The 17538-nt window shown below is 58.6% G+C and carries 14 protein-coding genes, 4 tRNA genes and 1 pseudogene; 12 read left to right on the top strand and 7 right to left on the bottom strand.

Translation table 11 applies throughout. The features are described 5' to 3' along the window. The first annotated feature begins 159 nt into the window (after positions 1–159). The 3 genes and pseudogenes from ACYZTY_RS20340 (at position 160) to ACYZTY_RS20330 (ending at position 3624) form a co-directional block, all read left to right on the top strand. On the top strand, positions 160–1551 hold the full coding sequence (locus ACYZTY_RS20340) for an aminotransferase-like domain-containing protein (protein WP_461955206.1): 1392 nt from the start codon (positions 160–162) through the stop codon (positions 1549–1551). 108 nt (positions 1552–1659) lie between these two features. Next, positions 1660–2715: pseudogene (locus ACYZTY_RS20335) on the top strand (HAMP domain-containing protein); the annotation flags it as partial. Positions 2716–2742: 27 nt separating this feature from the next. Further along, on the top strand, positions 2743–3624 hold the full coding sequence (locus ACYZTY_RS20330) for a methyl-accepting chemotaxis protein (protein ID WP_370655173.1): 882 nt from the start codon (positions 2743–2745) through the stop codon (positions 3622–3624). A 563-nt stretch (positions 3625–4187) separates the two neighbouring features. Here ACYZTY_RS20330 and ACYZTY_RS20325 read toward each other — a convergent pair. Next, complete coding sequence (locus ACYZTY_RS20325) at positions 4188–4958, bottom strand: hypothetical protein (protein WP_461955205.1); 771 nt, start codon at positions 4956–4958, stop codon at positions 4188–4190. Positions 4959–5336: 378 nt separating this feature from the next. Here ACYZTY_RS20325 and ACYZTY_RS20320 point away from each other — a divergent pair. The 4 genes from ACYZTY_RS20320 to ACYZTY_RS20305 all read left to right on the top strand — a co-directional run bounded on the left by ACYZTY_RS20320 (position 5337) and on the right by ACYZTY_RS20305 (position 5751). Then, positions 5337–5412 (top strand) — tRNA-Glu (locus ACYZTY_RS20320). Positions 5413–5415: 3 nt separating this feature from the next. Beyond that, positions 5416–5491 (top strand) — tRNA-Gly (locus tag ACYZTY_RS20315). Between the two features lie 105 nt (positions 5492–5596). Then, positions 5597–5672 (top strand) — tRNA-Glu (locus ACYZTY_RS20310). Positions 5673–5675: 3 nt separating this feature from the next. Next, positions 5676–5751 (top strand) — tRNA-Gly (locus ACYZTY_RS20305). Positions 5752–5899: 148 nt separating this feature from the next. On the opposite strand, the gene ACYZTY_RS20300 is transcribed toward ACYZTY_RS20305, so the two are convergent. The 4 genes from ACYZTY_RS20300 to ACYZTY_RS20285 form a co-directional block, all read right to left on the bottom strand. Continuing rightward, positions 5900–7639 carry a dipeptidase gene (locus ACYZTY_RS20300; protein WP_461955204.1) on the bottom strand — a complete coding sequence of 580 codons (1740 nt, stop codon included), beginning with the start codon at positions 7637–7639 and terminating at the stop codon, positions 5900–5902. A 196-nt stretch (positions 7640–7835) separates the two neighbouring features. After that, on the bottom strand, positions 7836–8474 hold the full coding sequence (locus ACYZTY_RS20295) for a LysE family translocator (RefSeq protein WP_461955203.1): 639 nt from the start codon (positions 8472–8474) through the stop codon (positions 7836–7838). 1 nt (position 8475) lies between these two features. Beyond that, on the bottom strand, positions 8476–9246 hold the full coding sequence (locus ACYZTY_RS20290) for a 2OG-Fe(II) oxygenase (protein WP_461955202.1): 771 nt from the start codon (positions 9244–9246) through the stop codon (positions 8476–8478). A gap of 86 nt (positions 9247–9332) precedes the next feature. Next, positions 9333–9959 carry an alanyl-tRNA editing protein gene (locus tag ACYZTY_RS20285; protein WP_461955201.1) on the bottom strand — a complete coding sequence of 209 codons (627 nt, stop codon included), beginning with the start codon at positions 9957–9959 and terminating at the stop codon, positions 9333–9335. Positions 9960–10049: 90 nt separating this feature from the next. Here ACYZTY_RS20285 and ACYZTY_RS20280 point away from each other — a divergent pair, with 90 nt between their 5' ends. Next, positions 10050–11039, top strand: a complete 990-nt coding sequence (locus ACYZTY_RS20280; RefSeq protein ID WP_461955200.1) for a LysR family transcriptional regulator — start codon at positions 10050–10052, stop codon at positions 11037–11039. A gap of 149 nt (positions 11040–11188) precedes the next feature. On the opposite strand, the gene ACYZTY_RS20275 is transcribed toward ACYZTY_RS20280, so the two are convergent. Then, the gene (locus ACYZTY_RS20275; protein ID WP_008152400.1) at positions 11189–11596 is read right to left on the bottom strand and encodes a PA2817 family protein; all 408 of its coding nucleotides are present in this window, start codon (positions 11594–11596) and stop codon (positions 11189–11191) included. Positions 11597–11661: 65 nt separating this feature from the next. Next, complete coding sequence (locus ACYZTY_RS20270) at positions 11662–14109, bottom strand: acyl-CoA dehydrogenase (RefSeq protein ID WP_461955199.1); 2448 nt, start codon at positions 14107–14109, stop codon at positions 11662–11664. 248 nt (positions 14110–14357) lie between these two features. On the opposite strand from ACYZTY_RS20270, the gene ACYZTY_RS20265 reads away from it, so the two are divergent. From ACYZTY_RS20265 to ACYZTY_RS20250, 4 genes are all read left to right on the top strand, one after another. Next, the gene (locus ACYZTY_RS20265) at positions 14358–15017 is read left to right on the top strand and encodes a transglutaminase-like domain-containing protein (protein ID WP_461955198.1); all 660 of its coding nucleotides are present in this window, start codon (positions 14358–14360) and stop codon (positions 15015–15017) included. A gap of 43 nt (positions 15018–15060) precedes the next feature. Next, entirely contained in the window at positions 15061–15684 is a 624-nt protein-coding gene (locus ACYZTY_RS20260; protein ID WP_461955197.1) for a glutathione S-transferase family protein, read from the top strand. A gap of 133 nt (positions 15685–15817) precedes the next feature. After that, entirely contained in the window at positions 15818–16750 is a 933-nt protein-coding gene (locus ACYZTY_RS20255; protein WP_461955196.1) for an ABC transporter ATP-binding protein, read from the top strand. Beyond that, positions 16747–17526 (top strand): ABC transporter permease, encoded by a 780-nt coding sequence (locus tag ACYZTY_RS20250; RefSeq protein WP_461955195.1) that lies wholly within the window; start codon positions 16747–16749, stop codon positions 17524–17526. The genes ACYZTY_RS20255 and ACYZTY_RS20250 overlap by 4 nt, the downstream gene beginning before the upstream one ends. The last annotated feature ends 12 nt before the right edge of the window (positions 17527–17538 follow it).

Raw genomic sequence — 17538 nt, 5'->3', positions numbered from 1 at the left:
AAGCCCGCATGCGTGCGGGCTTTTTCATGGTGCCGTGAAAGGGACGGACATTGTGTTTCAAATGGTTAGAACCGAGGGTTTTGGCGGCGTTGTCGCACATCCGATCAAGCGCACCTGTGATTAACTGCTCCCCGCAAATGGACAGGAGTTTGCTTGCTCATGGAATTGAGAATCGATCGACAGGCATTGGTGCCGGTCGTACAGCAAATCGTCGACGCGCTGGCCGTCTGGCTACGTCAGAGCGAGGTGCTGCCAGGGACGCGTTTACCTTCTGCGCGGCAAATCGCGCGGGTCAATCTGCTCAGTCAGTCCAGCGTCGTCGAAGCCTGTGAGCGGCTGGTGACTCAAGGCGTGCTGGCTTCGCGTCATGGCGCCGGTTTCATTGTCGCCGCGCCGGTGCTGGCCGCTCAGGGGCAACAGGAATGCCTCTGGTACGAAGGGGCGGAAGTGAAGCAGGGCGACCTCTCGGGCAAACTTTTATTAGGCTGTGGCGGACTGCCCGAAAGCTGGCGTGAAACGGACGACCTGAGCTACGCGATCCGTCAGGTCAGCCGTACCGACATGGCCGGGTTGTTCAACTACAGCACGTCATGGGGCCTGCCAGCCCTGCGTGTGCAGATCCTCAAACGCCTTAAACAGCTCAGTATCGAAGTGGACGAAAACCGTATTCTGACCACCGCCGGTGCCAGTCATGGGCTCGATCTGATCGTGCGCACTTTGCTCAAACCGGGTGATTGCGTGGTAGTGGAAAGTCCGGGCTATCCACTGTTGTTCGACCTGCTCAGGCTGCACGGCGTGACGATGATCGAGGTGTCGCGTACCCCGCGTGGGCCGGACACGGCGCAGCTTGAAGCACTGTTGCTCAAGCACGAACCCCGAGCGCTGTTCATCAACAGCTTCTACCACAACCCGACGGGCAGCAGCCTGACGCCCGCGGTGGCGCAGCAGGTTATGCAACTGACCAAAACCCATGGCGTGCTGGTGATTGAAGATGACGTCTATGCGGATTTGCACAGCGGCCCCGGCACCCGCCTCGCTGCGTTGGGTATCAATGACAATGTGATTTACGTCGGCAGCTACTCGAAAACCCTCAGCAGTTCATTGCGGGTCGGCTTTGTCGTGGCCCGTGACGAGATAATTGCGCAACTGGCCGAGGTCAAGATGATCAGCAGCATGGGCGCCTCACGGTTCTGCGAATCGGTGCTGACGTGTCTGTTGGCCAGCGGCGCGTACCGCAAACTGGTCCAGCGTCAGCGCCAGCGTTTGAACACGGACAGAGAGGCGGCCTTGCAAGTACTCGAAGACGCCGAGTGGGAGGTTTTCGGCAAGCCAGCCGGCGGCCTGTTCATCTGGGCGCGATCGCGGATGTCCGACTACGCTCAGGTGCGCAAACAGGCCCGGCGCTTCGGTGTGCTGCTGTCTTCTTCCAGGGCATTCAGTCCCGACGGCCAGGCCAATGACTGGCAGCGCATCAACGTGGCTTATGCCTGCGATCCTCGTGCTCGGGCATTTTTTCAGGCGACCACTGCGAATCGACCTAAAGCGTTCTGAAAACGACGCGGGCGTAGCTTTTTGCCATTATTCCGACGCCAGAGACTTGTGCTGGCGTATGCCCGTTGCGAATCTGCGTCAACAGACTATGTCAGGGGACTAAGTGCAATGATTTCGGCCGTGCAAGGACGTTTTGCCAACCTCGGTATGGCAAAAAAAATGGGTGTCGGGTTTGTATTGGTGTTGCTGCTGACGGCCCTGGTGGCAGCCATCGGCGTTTGGTCCCTGCAAACCATCAGTCATCGTTTCGACGGGCTCAAGCAGATGTCGTCGCTCAACAGCGGTTTGCTCAAGGTGCGACTGCTTGAGCAGGAATACGCCTTGCACGGCAACCCGAAAACCGTCGATGCGCTGCACGAGGGTGTTGATGGCCTGATCGCCCTGGCGACGCAGCTCAAGGCGGCATCAGCGGCCAACGTGCCGGTGATGAATGACGTCGAGCAATCCCTGGGGGCTTATCGCAAGGCCTTCGACGAGTTCGTCTCGCTGAGTCAGGCCAAGGACCTGGCCCTGGAAATGGCCAGTTGGTCGGTGTCCAGCGTCGCCAACAACCTTGATGTCCTGCAAGCAGGGCTTGCCGATGACGGCGCCTATACCTTGAAAGAATCCGAAGGCAAGGACGGTGGACAGTTTATCGAGCAGGCCAATCAGGTCAGCCAGGTGTCGCGGCTGATGCTGCAGGCCATGAACGAAGCGCGTGTGCGTCTGGACCAGAGCCGCAAGGGCGACGACAGCGCCGGCCAGGGCAAGATCGAGCAGGCCGATCAGGCACAGGTTCAGGCCGAGCAGTTGAAAACCACGGTCAAGGATGAGGGCTATCAGACTGTCCTCAATGAAGTGGCGGGGCACATCAACAGTTTCAGCGAGAAACTGACCGAGTACACCGGTCTGTTGGCCCAGGAAAAAACTGTCTACGAACAACTGCACCAGCGTGCTGCGCAAGTGGTGGAGCGGGTCGATCAGGCCTATGTCGCCGAAGACCAGTCGATGCAGGCCGAGTTGAAAAAGAACTCGATGCTGATCATCGGTTCCTCGGCGCTGGCGTTGCTGGTCGGGTTGATTGCGGCGTGGGTGATTACCCGGTTGATCGTGGCGCCGCTGCGCAGCGTGATTCGTGTTGCGCAGCAGATCGCCGCAGGTGATTTGAGTGCGACGGTTGAAGTGACGCGCCGTGACGAGATCGGCCAGTTGATGCAGGCCATGCAGCAGATGGGCGCGGGGCTGAGCACCATCGTCAGTGGTTTGCAGGCCGGTATCGAGCAGTTGGCGAGTTCCGCGCAATCGCTGTCGGCGGTGACCGAGCAGACCAACCTGGAAGTCAGTAGCCAGAAGGAAGAAACCGAGCAGGTCGCCACGGCGATGAATCAGATGACGGCGACAGTGCACGACGTTGCGCGTAACGCGGAGGAAGCTGCGCAGGCTGCGCAAACGGCGGACGGCAAGGTTGAAAGTGGTCAGCAGGTGGTGCGTCAGAGCATGGCGCGGATCGAGCAGCTGGCGGACTCGGCGACTTCGGCCAGTTCGAGCATCGAGAGCTTGAGCGCGGAAATCCAGAACATTGGCACGGTGCTCAGTGTGATCAAGAGCGTTGCCGAGCAAACCAATCTGTTGGCGCTGAATGCGGCGATTGAGGCAGCTCGGGCCGGCGAGCAGGGCAGGGGCTTTGCGGTTGTGGCGGATGAGGTTCGGGCGCTGGCCAAGCGAACTCAGCAATCGACCGAGGAGATTGAGCGTCTGGTGAGTGCCTTGCGTTCGGCGGCGCAGTCGTCGGTGCAGCAGATTCAGAACAGTGGTGAGCTGGTGAAGCTGGCGGTGAGTGACGCGTTGCAGACTGAGAGTGCGCTGGGGAGTATTGCGGCGGCGGTGTCGTTGATTCAGCAAATGAACCAGCAGATTGCGGCGGCCGCGGAGGAGCAGAGTTCGGTGGCTGAGGAGATTAATCGCAGTGTGACGAGTATTCGCGCGAGTGCGGATCAGTCTTCGTTGGCGATGCGGGGGAATGCGGCTTCCAGTATTGAGCTAGCGCAGTTGGGGGTTGAGTTGAAAGGGATGGTCGGACACTTTCGACTCTGATCTGGCTCCCCCATATGTACACAGATCTACTGTAGGAGCGAGGCTTGCCCGCGAAGGCGGCCTGACAGCCGACCTGTCTCTCTCAGGTGTACATATCCATTCCTGCGGTAACGGCTGCTTATGGTTTCGCCCTTACGGCGAGTCCCTTTTGCAAACGCCCAAAAGGAACCAAAACGCTTCGCCCCAGCGTCCAGCCCCTCGCCTAGGCTCGGCGTTCCCTCGCTCCGGCATTCATCTGGGGGCATCGCCTCCGGTTGGCTTCGCTTCAACCTCCTCTCGATGTGTGCGGCTTCGCCGCACGGCGCTACGCGCCCACCCCCAGATGAACGCCTCCACTCGGCTTCCCGAAGGGGCGGGCAGATCAAGATCAAAAGCTGCAGGCGAGCTAACGCTCGGCCTATTGAGTGGTGAGGAGCGAAAGCATGTACGCCAAACCCCTTGTAGGAGTGAGCCTGCTCGCGATGGCGGCCTGACAGCCGACCTATCTTTCCCGGTTGTGCTCGCCCACCAAACCCAACCCAAAAAAAAGCCACCTGTTTCGGTGGCTTCTTCGATTCTTCTGATCAGTCGTAGATCACTTTCTTCTTCCAGTCCGCATCCGCCTCGACGTCTTTGAGGCCTACATTCAATTGATTTGCCTCGCTCTCAACCGCCGCGATGTTGTCCATCACCATGGCATTGGCGCGCGCGAGGAGTTTTTCCAGGTATTCGAGTTGTTCGGCGTAGACCTGTGGTTCCTGCTGTTTACGCAGGTATTGCACGCCTCGTTCGAAGGCGAGGCGGGCCTGGCCTGGCTGGTTTTGTTGCAGGTATTTCTGACCGAGGTTGTTGAAGAACTCAATGTGCAGCAGGACCAGAATGTGGCGCACTTCGCGGATCCAGTGCTTGGCTTCGTTGGTCGGCAGGAAGCCATCCTGTGCGGCGCGGGTGATTTGGCCGTGCAGGGCTTCGAGCAGGAAGCGCACGTCCTTGGCCTTGGCTTCGGTCTGGATCGGTGCCGGCGGGTTGTTGACCGGGATCGATTCGCCTTGAGCGGCCAGGGCTTCCAGTTCGGTAATCCGCGCCCTGAGGTTGGAACTGGTTTTTTCCAGGTTGAGCAAACGCTGACAGACGTTGAGCTCCAGACGGGTCAACAGCAGCTTGAGCCCGGGTGTCATCAGCTGACCGGGGAAGGTCTCGGTGATTTCGCCACAGCGACGCAGGCGGTCGTTGAGTTCAATCTTGGTGCGGGCCTTTTCCAGCTTGTTGTTTTCCACCACATGGTTCATGTAGCCAATGGCGATCAATAGTGCGATCCCGGCTACGACTAGCAGGGTGATCATGAGTGGTGTCACCGGTAAGACCTCTTTATAGGGTTTGCGATCGAGTGTAGTGGCTTGGCATTTGGGCGCATAGGACCACTCGACGAGTTGAATCGGTTATGGCTGTCTTTATATCGGCCGTCGTTCCACTTATATAAATGCTGGCAACTGTAAATCACATTGCCATCATCTTCGGCGGCGGACTATAACGTCTTGGTGGTTGCCAGAATATAGTCGCCAAAGGTCAGGAGGCGCAAAAGCCTGAAACGCACCTGAAAGCGGGGCGAAGTCATTGATTTAAATAAATTTATATCTGGGGGTTGACGACCCCTCAATCCATCCATAGAATGCGCGCCACTTACAGCGTAAAGCACACAGCGAAACGCGGTAGGGAGTGAATGTTGTACGTGTGTCCCCTTCGTCTAGTGGCCTAGGACACCGCCCTTTCACGGCGGTAACAGGGGTTCGAGTCCCCTAGGGGACGCCATATGCGGGAATAGCTCAGTTGGTAGAGCACGACCTTGCCAAGGTCGGGGTCGCGAGTTCGAGTCTCGTTTCCCGCTCCAATTTTAAGCAGCGTTGCTTTCGGGCAGCGCTGAGTGAAGCCAGAGCCGACATCTTCGGGTGCGGATTTGGGCACTGAAATACACACCATGTGTTTCAGTTAGCGTGTCCCCTTCGTCTAGTGGCCTAGGACACCGCCCTTTCACGGCGGTAACAGGGGTTCGAGTCCCCTAGGGGACGCCATTTGCGGGAATAGCTCAGTTGGTAGAGCACGACCTTGCCAAGGTCGGGGTCGCGAGTTCGAGTCTCGTTTCCCGCTCCATATTTAACGAAAACGCCGCTCAGCAATGAGCGGCGTTTTTGTTTGTGCGTCATTCATAAAAAAAGACCTCAAGGTCCTTTTTTTGTTTGTGTAGGAATCTAGACTTCAACGTGTCGGACCCGCCACAACAGCGGGCCCGAAAAAGCGATCAGAGTTTCGGCAACTGCCCGATGCGCCCCATCATTTCCGTCACGATCTGCAGGTCCAGCAGGAACTGGTCAACCGTCTTGAACTCGTTGTCGGTGTGGCCGGTGTACTTGACCTCGGGCCGGGCCAGACCGAATTGCACACCGTTGGGCAGTTCATGGACCGACGTGGCGCCGGCAGAGGTGCCGTACTTGTGTTCCATGCCCAGGTTTTCGCTGGCCACGGCGAGCAAGGCCTTGACCCATTCACCCTCAGGGTTGCGGTACATCGGTTCCGCGATTGAGTAGTTGAAGGCCACCGCAACGTGGGTCTTCTTGCTCCAGGCGCCTAGTTTTTCGGCGATTTGAGCCTTGAGCTCTTCGGGAGATCTGCCCTTCGGCACGCGCAGGTTGACCGCAAGCTTGAAGGCTTTGTCATCCATGGCGACATAGGTCAGGGAAGTGGTCAGCGGCCCCATGAAGTCATCGGAGAAACCGACTCCCAATTTGCCACCCAGGTAATCCAGTCCCCAGTTGTCCGCTACGTAGCGGGCGGCGTCGGTGATGTGGTTGTGCTTGTGCGCAATTTTGCCGTCGAGGCTGTTGATGAAGGCCAGCATTCTGGACACCGGGTTGACGCCGGATTCGGGCTCGGAGGAGTGGGCGGAAACGCCAGTCACGGTGAGTTTGACGTCTTTGCCGTCGACCTTGGCGTTCACTTCGAAGTCGCCGCCGTTGCGTTTGGCATATTCAGCGCCGGCCTTTTGCAGGCTTGCGGCTAATTCGGCGGGCTTGTCAGTCACCAATGTGACAACGGAAGCCGACGGGATCTGATTGGTGGCCAGGCCGCCAGTCATCGAGATGATTTCCGCGCCTTTGCCCTCAGCCTTGCGCTTGGGGAAATTCGCCATCACCGTGCCGTAACCTTTCTCCGCAATCACCACCGGGTAGCCGCCATCCAGCGCCAGGTTGTAGTTGGGTGTCGGGTTGTGTTCGAAGTAATAAGGAATGGCGTCGCCGGTGGTTTCTTCTGTGGTGTCGACCAGCAGCTTGAAATTGCGCGCCAGCGGCAGCTTCTCTTCCTTGATGATCTTCATGGCATAAAGCGCAACCACGATGCCGTTCTTGTCATCCTCGGTGCCCCGGCCATACATGCGGTCGCCGATCAGGGTGACCTTGAATGGATCGAGTTTGGTGCCGTCTTTCAGGACCCAGTTCTCCGGCGTCACCGGCACAACGTCGGCATGCGCGTGAATGCCCACGACTTCATCGCTGCTGCCCTCAAGGGAGATTTCGTAGACGCGATTGTCGATGTTGCGGAAGTTCAGGTTGAATGCCTGGGCCAGGCCCTTGATCTTGTCGGCGATCTTGATGAATTCAGGATTGTCGTGCTGGTCAACGCCATCGACACGGAAGGTCGGAATGGCCACCAACTCACGCAGGGTCTCGGTGGCAGCACTGCCATATTTCACTCGTGCGTAGAGGCCAAGTAGGCGATGGATTTCGTTCTGCTGTTCAGCGGAAAGGGTCTTGTTGTCGAGGAAGGCATTGATGGCCGGGTCGAGGTCGTCGGTTTTGGCGAGGTCGCTCTTGGCCAGGCCTCCCAGGAACTGCCTGAAATCCGTGACCGATGCGTCGCTGAAGGTCTTGAGGATGGCCGCGCTCTGTTGCGGGGTGATGTTAGCGTGCGCTGTCAGGGTGAACGACGAGAGGCTGGCCAGAATCAGGGTTGAGGCGGCCAGGTGCTTAAGTGTGAAATTCATTGCTGGGGGCATTCCTTTGCAGGCTGTTTGTGAGAAGTTTCTGATCGATGAGACAGAAACGTTTCCAACCTAACACTGTAACGGAGTGTTACGGGAGCCCTGAAGTGGGATCTGTCGCACAGAAATGCAAAAGCGGCGCAGAAACGAAAAAGGCCCGTCAGTCTGACTGAACGGGCCTTTTGCATGGGCGCAGGTTTTACATCGACAGAATCAGGCGCCCCGCGAACAGGATCAGAATCACCCCCATGGTGCGTTCGAACCAATGCCCCATGCGCATGAACAGCAATCGCACCCGGGCGCTGGAAAAGAACAGCGCGACGATCACGAACCACAGCGCGTTCACAAAACACATCCACACCCCATACAGCGCCTGGACCTTCAACGGTGTCGTGGCGCTGATGATCGTGGTGAAAATCGCCAGGAAAAACAGCGTCGCCTTGGGGTTGGTCGCGTTGGTCAGAAAACCGGTGGTGAACGCCTTCAGCAGCGTTTGCTCGACGACCGGCTCATCCGCAACTTTGTCACCTTCAAGCGCAGACTTGGGCTTGCTACGCAGCAGGCTGACACCGAGGTACAAAATGTAAGCGCCGCCCACCACCTTGGCCACGGTCAACAGCCATGGGGTCGTGTGCATCAACGCCCCAACCCCAAGCAGGGTGTAAAGCACGTGCACGGAAATTCCCGCGCCAATGCCCAGCGCCGTGCAAATCCCGACCAGTCGGCCGAAACGCACACTTTGACGGATGGTCACCGCGAAGTCCGGTCCGGGTGCGACCACTGCCAGAAAGTGAATGGTCGCCAGCGCCAGGAACTCGCCCAGGTAATTCGAAAACATCTCAACTCCAAAAAGTAAGGGGTGAAGCATTGCCGCGATAACCGACAAAGAACGACAAGCTCAGCCGCGGATCCGCCACGCCCGGCGTCACCGAGTGCATGCAGCGCGAATTGAACATGATGAAATCACCCGGCTCAGGACGAATCTCCAGGGTCGGAGTGCCGAGCAGGGCCGGGTCGATGCCGTAGCTGTCGCCACGCATTTCGTCGAATTGATCCGGGGAAATGTCGTGGTCCCACATCTGCAGCGCGCCGCCTTCGGTCGGCATGTTCAGGTAAACGTTGCAGGCGAATTGCGCCTCCAGGCTTTTGGCCTGGTAACTGTCCGGGGCGTCCTTGGCGAAAATGTCGTGATGGGCGAGGAAGCACACGCCGGGTTTAACCACGCGGGACAACCCGACATACATCTTGCGACCGTAGAGGTTTTCCAGATGCGCACCCGCCGGCCAGGACTCATCGAGCATGCAGCGCAGGGTGTCGACGGGGGACGAGTAGGGCGCGCAACGATTGCGCAACTCAGCAATGTTGCGGGTGGCGCGTTCGAAATAGTCTTCGATCAGCAGCGGCTGGTTTTCCGCTTCATAAAACGCCATGCCGATGCGACCGATGCTCGGTGCATTGATATAGCCTTCGAAGCCCGGGGCGAGGATCTTGTCGCCAATCTGAATCGCCAGCGGCCGGGGTAACAGGCCTTTGACGCGGATGGCGAGGACTTCTTCGTTGGCCAGTTTTTTTATGCACGTCTCATCGAGACGCTCGACGTCAAGCATCATGTATTAGGTCCATCTATCAGATAGTCAACAGAACCCGCGAGCGCAGGCTCCCCCGGCGTCAGGCGATGACGGCATCGCCCAAAAGCTCAATCCACGCTGTAGTGGACTGACAGCGTTCCCTTTTTCAGTGAAAGGGAAGCGATCGTGACCGTGCCCAAATCCTTCAGGCTACGCACATGGGTGCCGCCGCAGCCGTAGGCGGGCAGTTCACCGAAACCGATTTCCCGGGCGCCTTCGCGCATCGACGTCAGGCGTGGCAGATCATGGGCAACCCATTGCTCGATGCCCTGCTGAAGGATCTCGGCATCCACCTCTTTTGCCGACTCCGCGGGTTTGAACTGCACGCGTCCTTCGCCCGGCCAGTGATGAGCCTTGATCGGCATCCAGCCCAGCGCCTGGACAAAGTGGCCGATCAGGTGGCCGGCCGAATGCATGCGCGAATTGAACTGGCGGCGTTGCTCGTCAATACGGATCTGGGTCATGCCCGGTTTAACCGGGCGGTCGACGAAATGAATGATCCGGTCCAGGTCCTGGATCACGCGCAGCACCTGGCTTTCGCCGATCCAGCCGGTATCAAAAGGCTGACCGCCACCTTGGGGGTGAAACAACGTGGCGCGCAGCACCACTGCAAATTCGTGCTCCTGGGGCGTGCAATCCAGGACTTCCACGTTGGCCTTGAGGTCATCACTATGGAAAAAGAGGCGAAGCGTCATATTCCATGCCCTCATTAAAGTTTCTGTTTTTATTATATGAAGCGTGGAATTGCGTGATAATCCGTTCAAACATCAAAGGACTGTTGCGCTGTGAGCATAAATCTTCCGTTGCCGCTGCTGGGTGAAATGGCGATTTTCGTCAAGGTTGTCGAGACCGGCAGCTTTTCCGAAGCAGCTCGCCAATTGGGTTCTTCACCCTCGGCGGTGAGTCGCAGCATTTCGCGTCTGGAAAAGGCGCTGGCCACACGCCTGCTGCAGCGAACCACACGCAAACTGCGGTTGAGCGACGGTGGAGAAGAGGTGTTCAAGCGCTGCCAGGAAATGGTCAGTGCGGCCAAGTCAGTGATGGAAATCAGCGGACAGTTCACCCATGAAGCGGAGGGGCTGGTACGGGTCAGCGTCCCCAAGGCGGTCGGCCGATTTGTAATTCACCCGCATATGCCCGAATTTCTGCGCCGTTATCCCAAAGTGGATGTAGAGCTGTTGCTTGAGGATCGGCAGGTGGATCTGATCGACGACAATGTTGATCTGGCGATTCGCATTACCGATCGACCACCGGCCGGATTGGTAGGACGGCAGTTACTGACCATCGACCATTTGCTCTGCGCAACACCGCAGTACCTGGCCGAACATGGCACGCCGACGCATCCCCATGATTTGCTCAACCATAGCTGCATCTACTTGGGTGAAACCCCGAGCGATGCACGCTGGAAATTCAAGAAAGGCACCAAGGCTGTGACGGTCGGTGTACGCGGGCGGTATGCGGCGAATCACACGGGCGTGCGACTGGGGGCGGTGTTGCAGCACATCGGGATTGGCAGTCTGCCGTACTTCACGGCGCGTTATGCGCTGGAGCAAGGGTTGATCGTGCAAGTGCTGCCGGACTGGACGTTCCTCGCGTCCTACCACGGCGGCGCCTGGTTGCTGCATTCGCCGACGCGGTATTTGCCGCCGAAGTTGCGGGTGTTTATTGATTATCTGGTGGAGTGCCTGGAGAAGGAGCCGACTTTGGGCAAGCCGGGGAAGGCGGGTAGGGTCGCGGCGGAGTATGAGTTCCCCGAGAGTGATGGGTTGCTATAAGGGACGCCTTCGCGGGCAAGCCTCGCTCCTACAGGTTGTCCGCGAGCCGATGTAGGAGCGAGGCTTGCCCGCGAAGGCGTCCTCGGCAATGCCACAAAAAAAGGCCCGCATGAATAACCATGCGGGCCTTTTGCATTTCTGACCGGTGATCAGTGCTTGCTGTCGTCTTTCGACATCGCCAGCAGCTGTTTTTCCTGGTTCCAGTCGAACGGTTCGTCGTTCTGTTCGGCTTCGAAACGACGCTCTTCCAGGGCCTGGTACAAGTCGATCTCATCATCGGGCATGTAATGCAGGCAGTCACCGGCGAAGTACCACAGCAGGTCGCGCGGGACCAGGTGGGCAATTTGCGGATAGCGGGTGATCACCTGGCACAGAATGTCCTGGCCCAGGTATTGGCTTTCGATCGGGTCGACCGGCAGCAACGCACGCAGTTCGTCAAAGCGCTCCAGGAACAAGGCATGGCTTTCTTCGGGAACCTGTTCGGCCTCACCTACGGCGACCAGGATGCTGCGCAGGTGGTCGAGCAAGACAAGATGATCGGCAACGACGTTGGACACGAGATAAGTCCTCAAGAGCAAAACGGGCGCGGGAGTATAAAGCCCCTGCGCCCCTTTTTACAGGATCAGCGGACCTTTCCGTCGGCCAGCGCCAGTTCATCTTTGTCGAAATCATCGACATCGATCACCTTGCGCCGCGCCGCTTCCGCGTAACGCAGGGACTGCGCCTCACCAGGTTGCAACACCCCAGCCTCCAGCGCGGCATCGATGACATGTTCCCCGGCGGCTGGTTTGACTTGACCGCTTTTCAGCGCCACGTGCAGTTTTTTCTGCAACGGCTGCGCCGCGTTCAACAGGTTGCAGGCGTGTTGCAGGGCACCGACTGCGTCGTCCGCCGATTGCGGACGGTAGCAACCGCCGAGCAGTTCTTCGAGCGTCGGATCGCCCTTGGCTCGACCAATCACCGCGGCGACTTCAGCACCGAGTTTGTCCGACGGCCCTTTGTGGCGACGGCCGAACGGGAACACGATCACCCGCAACAGGCAACCCAGTACCTTGTTCGGGAAGTTGCTCAGCAGTTCATCCAGTGCACGTTCCGACTGACCAAGGCTTTCTTCCATGGCCCAGGTAAACAGTGGCGCCATGTGCTCCGGCGAATCGAGGTCGTGGTAACGCTTGAGTGCGGCAGAGGCGAGGTACATGTTGCTGAGCACATCCCCAAGACGCGCCGACAGACGCTCGCGACGTTTCAGTTCACCCCCCAGCAGCATCATGCTCAGGTCGGCGAGCATGGCGAACGCGGCGGCCTGACGATTCAGCGCGCGGAAATAACCCTGGCTGAGTTTGTTACCGGGCGCGTGTTCGAGGTGTCCAAAGCCAAGGTTCAGCACCAGCGTGCTGGCGGCGTTGCTCACGGCAAAACCGATGTGCTTGAGCAGCAGGCCATCGAACTCGGTGAGTGCCTGATCCTTGTCTTCACGACCGGCGAGGGCCATTTCTTTCAACACGAAGGGATGGCAGCGAATGGCGCCCTGGCCAAAGATCATCAGGTTGCGCGAGAGAATGTTCGCGCCTTCCACGGTGATGAAGATGGGTGCACCGTTCCAGCTGCGACCGAGGTAGTTGTTCGGCCCCATGATGATCGCCTTGCCGCCATGAACATCCATGGCGTGGCTGATGCACTCGCGGCCGCGTTCGGTGAGGTGGTACTTGAGAATCGCCGACAGCACCGACGGTTTCTCGCCAAGGTCCACCGCGTTGGCGGTCAGCATTCGGGCGGCGTCCATCATCCAGGCATTGCCACCGATGCGTGCCATGGCTTCCTGAATACCTTCGAATGCCGACAGTGGCACGTTGAATTGCTCACGCACCTGCGCGTACTGGCCGGTTACCAGGCTGGTGAACTTGGCCGCGCCGGTGCCGACCGCAGGCAGGGAGATCGAACGCCCGACCGACAGGCAGTTCATCAGCATCATCCAGCCTTTGCCGAGCATTTCCTGGCCGCCGATAAGGAAGTCCAGCGGCACGAATACGTCCTTGCCGGAGTTCGGGCCATTCATGAAGGCGGCACCCAATGGCAGGTGTCGGCGGCCGATTTCAACACCGGCGGTGTCGGTCGGGATCAGCGCCAGGCTGATGCCCAGGTCTTCCTTGTCACCCAGTAAATGGTCCGGGTCATAGGCCTTGAAGGCCAGGCCGAGGAGGGTGGCTACCGGGCCCAGCGTGATGTAACGCTTTTCCCAGTTAAGGCGCAGACCGAGTGTTTCCTTGCCTTCCCATTCACCTTTGCAGATGACCCCGGTGTCGGGCATGGCACCGGCGTCGGAGCCGGCCAGCGGACCGGTCAGTGCGAAGCACGGGATGTCGTCACCACGGGCCAGTCGTGGCAGGTAATGGTTGCGTTGTTCGTCGGTGCCGTAATGCAGCAGCAGTTCGGCGGGGCCGAGCGAGTTGGGGACCATCACGGTGGACGCGAGGTCGCCGCTGCGGGTCGCCAGCTTCATCGCGACCTGGGAGTGGGCATAGGCCGAGAAGCCCTTGCCGCCAAACTCCTTGGGAATGATCAGCGCAAAGAAGCCATTTTCCTTGATATGAGTCCAGGCTTCGGGCGGCAAGTCCATGTCTTGCCCGATCTGCCAGTCGGTGACCATCGCGCAGAGTTCTTCGGTCGGGCCGTCGATAAAGGCCTGTTCCTCTTCACTCAGCTGAGCTTTTGGATAGGAAAGCAGCTTGTTCCAGTCCGGGCGACCGCTGAACAGTTCACCGTCCCACCACACGGTCCCGGCATCGATCGCATCGCGTTCGGTCTGCGACATCGGCGGCAGGGTTTTCTGGAACCAGCTAAACAGCGGCGCGCTGAAGAATTTACGGCGCAGGTCGGGCAGCAACAAGGGCGCCGCGACGGCTGCGATCAACACCCAGAAAACCAGCAGCAGCCAACCTGGCGTGTGGCTGAAGGCACCCATCGCGACGATATAGACAGCGACGATGCACAGGGCGGGCAGGGGAGCGATACGACGGTGGGCTAAATAAGCTATCCCGACAATCAGAACCAGTATCCACAACAGCAGCATATTTAATCCTCCGTGAACCAGGGCAAAACCAACCTTCAGAGCTTAGACGGCATCCGCAAAACAGGGTGGTCGGAGCGAGGTGATTGAATTCGTGGGAAACCATCGATGAGATTTGTAGGTTGGGTTGGCAACACGCCAGGGAAATCGTTCGTTTCCTACGCGGCAATGCGCCCATGTTTGGCCGAAACGTCGTTATCTCTGTGCTGAAGGTGTCGCTAGACTCGTGGCTTCCCCAGGAGATTGTTCTCATGCACGAGTATCTGAGTCCCGGCCGCTTCATCGATAGTGACCACCCCTCGGTGGTGGAGTTCGCCGAAAAGCATCGGGGCGCCAGTCGCGACCCGCTTGAGCAGGCGATCAACCTCTATTACGCGGTGCGCGAGGCCGTGCGCTACAACCCCTACACGTTCAGTCGCGACCCGCAGACCTTGCGCGGCAGTTATGCATTGGCGACCGGGGAAAGTTACTGCGTGCCCAAGGCCACGCTCCTGGCCGGTGCCGCGCGACATTGCGGGATCCCGGCCCGCATCGGCCTGGCGGACGTGCGCAATCACTTGTCGACACCGCGTTTGCTCGAGTTGCTCAAGAGCGATGTATTCGCCATGCACGGCTATACGGAGCTGTTTCTGAACGATCGCTGGGTTAAGGCGACGCCGGCCTTCAACCAAAAACTCTGTGAGCTGTTCAATGTGGCGCCGCTGGAGTTCGACGGTATCAACGACAGTGTTTTTCATCCCTTCAACCGCGACGGCGAGCAGCTGATGGAATACCTGGTCGATCACGGCCAGTTCACCGACGTGCCCGAAACGTTCTTTTTCGAGCACCTGGAAAAGTGCTACCCGCACCTGTTCAGCGATAAATTACCTGCACAGTTGGGGGATATGCAGAGTGATTTGAGCCGCGTCTGATCCGGCGTATGCTGCCTGCGCATTCATCCATAAAGAGGCGGTCATGCTGAAGATTTGGGGTCGGAAAAATTCGTCGAATGTCAGAAAACCGTTGTGGGCCGCCGAGGAACTGGGTCTGGCCTATGAGGCTATCGATGCGGGCGGCGCCTTCGGTGTAGTCGATACGCCGCAGTACCGTGCGATGAATCCCAATGGCCGTGTGCCGGTGATCGAAGACGACGGCTTCGTGCTGTGGGAATCGAACGCCATCGTGCGTTACCTGATGGCCAGCCACGCCGAGGGCACGGCCTGGTATCCGGCGGAAATGAAAGCCCGCGCGACTGCTGACAAGTGGATGGACTGGACCACTTCAAGTTTTGCCGGCCCGTTCCGTACCGTGTTCTGGGGCGTGTTGCGCACCCCTGAAGACAAGCAGGACTGGCCCGCCATCAAGGCCGCGATCAAGGAATGCGATGACCTGCTGGCGATGGCCGACCAGGCGTTGGCGGCCAAGCCGTACCTGTCCGGCGACGAAATCGGCATGGGCGACATCCCCCTCGGCAGTTTCATTTATGCCTGGTTCGAGATGCCGATCGAGCGCGCACCACAGCCGCATCTCGAAGCCTGGTACGCACGACTGAAACAGCGTCCGGCGTATAAAAAAGCCGTTATGACCGCGTTGACTTAATACTCACTATCGACACACTTGACTGTACTTGTGTGGCAGCGACACGCACCATTGCGCTCACGCGCCGCGGTTGCATTGCTCGCCGCCCGCCCTTAGTTATCCCTTTCTTCCCTTCTTGGTGCGTAAATCCGATATGAGTTCCGCTCTGTCCATCCGGCAGCTAACCAAAACCTACGGCAACGGTTTCCAGGCCTTGAGTGGTATCGATCTGGACGTCGCCGAAGGTGACTTTTTCGCCTTGCTCGGCCCTAACGGTGCCGGCAAATCCACGACCATCGGCATTCTCTCGACCCTGGTGAACAAGACCAGCGGCACCGTGAATATCTTCGGTCACGACCTGGACAAGAATCCTGCACAGCTCAAGCGCTCCATCGGCGTGGTGCCCCAGGAATTCAACTTCAACCAGTTCGAAAAAACCTTCGACATCGTCGTGACCCAGGCCGGTTACTACGGCATCCCGCCGAAGATCGCCAAGGAACGCGCCGAGCAGTATCTGACTCAGCTCGGCCTCTGGGACAAGCGCGATGTGCCGTCGCGTTCGTTGTCCGGCGGCATGAAGCGTCGCCTGATGATCGCCCGCGCACTGGTTCACGAACCACGCCTGTTGATCCTCGATGAACCGACGGCGGGTGTGGACATCGAACTGCGTCGCTCGATGTGGAGCTTCCTCACCGAGCTGAACCAAAAAGGCATCACCATCATCCTCACCACCCATTACCTGGAAGAGGCTGAGCAGTTGTGCCGCAACATCGGCATCATCGACCACGGCACCATCGTCGAGAACACCAGCATGAAACAGCTGCTCGGCCAGCTGCACGTGGAAACCTTCCTACTCGACCTCAAGAACACGCTGAACGTCGCACCGCAGTTGCTCGGTTACCCGACCAAGCTGCTCGACAGCCACACCGTTGAAGTCCAGGTCGACAAGGCCATGGGCATCACCGCGCTGTTCACCCAGTTGGCGCAGCAGAACATCGAAGTGCTGAGCCTGCGCAACAAAACCAATCGCCTCGAGGAGTTGTTCGTGTCCCTGGTGGAGAAAAATCTGTCGAAGGTGGCGGTATGAGTTCCGAGCTGCAACCCAACCTCGTTGCCCTCAACACCATCGTTTACCGTGAGGTGAAGCGCTTTACCCGGATCTGGCCGCAGACCCTGCTGCCGCCGGCCATCACCATGGTTCTGTACTTCGTGATCTTCGGTAACCTGATCGGTAAGCAGATTGGTGGCATGGGTGGCTTCACCTACATGGAGTACATCGTGCCGGGGTTGATCATGATGTCGGTGATCACCAACTCTTACGGCAACGTGGTCTCGAGTTTCTTCGGCAGTAAGTTCCAGCGCTCCATCGAAGAATTGATGGTCTCGCCGGTTTCGCCGCATACGATTCTGATCGGCTACACCTTGGGCGGGGTGCTGCGCGGCTTGATGGTCGGGGTCATCGTGACGCTGCTGTCGCTGTTTTTCACCGATTTGCAGGTGCATCACTTGGGCGTGACCATTTTGGTGGTGGTGCTGACGGCGACGATCTTCTCGCTGCTGGGCTTCATCAATGCCGTGTTTGCACGCAACTTCGATGACATCTCGATCATCCCGACCTTCGTGCTGACACCGCTGACGTACTTGGGCGGGGTGTTCTACTCGATCAGCTTGCTGCCGCCGTTCTGGCAGACCGTGTCCCTGGCGAACCCGGTGCTGCACATGGTCAACGCCTTCCGATACGGCATTCTTGGCGTTTCGGACATCAAGATCAGCGTGGCGATCACCTTCATGCTGGTGGCGACGGTTGTGCTTTACATCGGCTGCGCACGGTTGCTGGTCAGTGGGCGCGGGATGCGTACCTGAGCAAGACCGAGT

The organism is Pseudomonas sp. LB1P83 (assembly GCF_054897885.1).
The sequence above is the reverse complement of the archived record's forward strand: the minus strand, read 5'-3'. Positions and strand labels throughout refer to the sequence as shown.

What these genes read in the sequence shown, in the direction of transcription:
- ACYZTY_RS20290 (WP_461955202.1), bottom strand. Translation starts at nt 9,246, where the DNA reads ATGATGCTTGACGTCGAGCGTCTCGATGAGACGTGCATAAAAAAACTG.
- ACYZTY_RS20330 (WP_370655173.1), top strand. Translation starts at nt 2,743, where the DNA reads ATGCAGGCCATGCAGCAGATGGGCGCGGGGCTGAGCACCATCGTCAGT.
- ACYZTY_RS20265 (WP_461955198.1), top strand. Translation starts at nt 14,358, where the DNA reads ATGCACGAGTATCTGAGTCCCGGCCGCTTCATCGATAGTGACCACCCC.
- ACYZTY_RS20285 (WP_461955201.1), bottom strand. Translation starts at nt 9,959, where the DNA reads ATGACGCTTCGCCTCTTTTTCCATAGTGATGACCTCAAGGCCAACGTG.
- ACYZTY_RS20260 (WP_461955197.1), top strand. Translation starts at nt 15,061, where the DNA reads ATGCTGAAGATTTGGGGTCGGAAAAATTCGTCGAATGTCAGAAAACCG.
- ACYZTY_RS20255 (WP_461955196.1), top strand. Translation starts at nt 15,818, where the DNA reads ATGAGTTCCGCTCTGTCCATCCGGCAGCTAACCAAAACCTACGGCAAC.
- ACYZTY_RS20250 (WP_461955195.1), top strand. Translation starts at nt 16,747, where the DNA reads ATGAGTTCCGAGCTGCAACCCAACCTCGTTGCCCTCAACACCATCGTT.
- ACYZTY_RS20295 (WP_461955203.1), bottom strand. Translation starts at nt 8,474, where the DNA reads ATGTTTTCGAATTACCTGGGCGAGTTCCTGGCGCTGGCGACCATTCAC.
- ACYZTY_RS20300 (WP_461955204.1), bottom strand. Translation starts at nt 7,639, where the DNA reads ATGAATTTCACACTTAAGCACCTGGCCGCCTCAACCCTGATTCTGGCC.
- ACYZTY_RS20270 (WP_461955199.1), bottom strand. Translation starts at nt 14,109, where the DNA reads ATGCTGCTGTTGTGGATACTGGTTCTGATTGTCGGGATAGCTTATTTA.
- ACYZTY_RS20340 (WP_461955206.1), top strand. Translation starts at nt 160, where the DNA reads ATGGAATTGAGAATCGATCGACAGGCATTGGTGCCGGTCGTACAGCAA.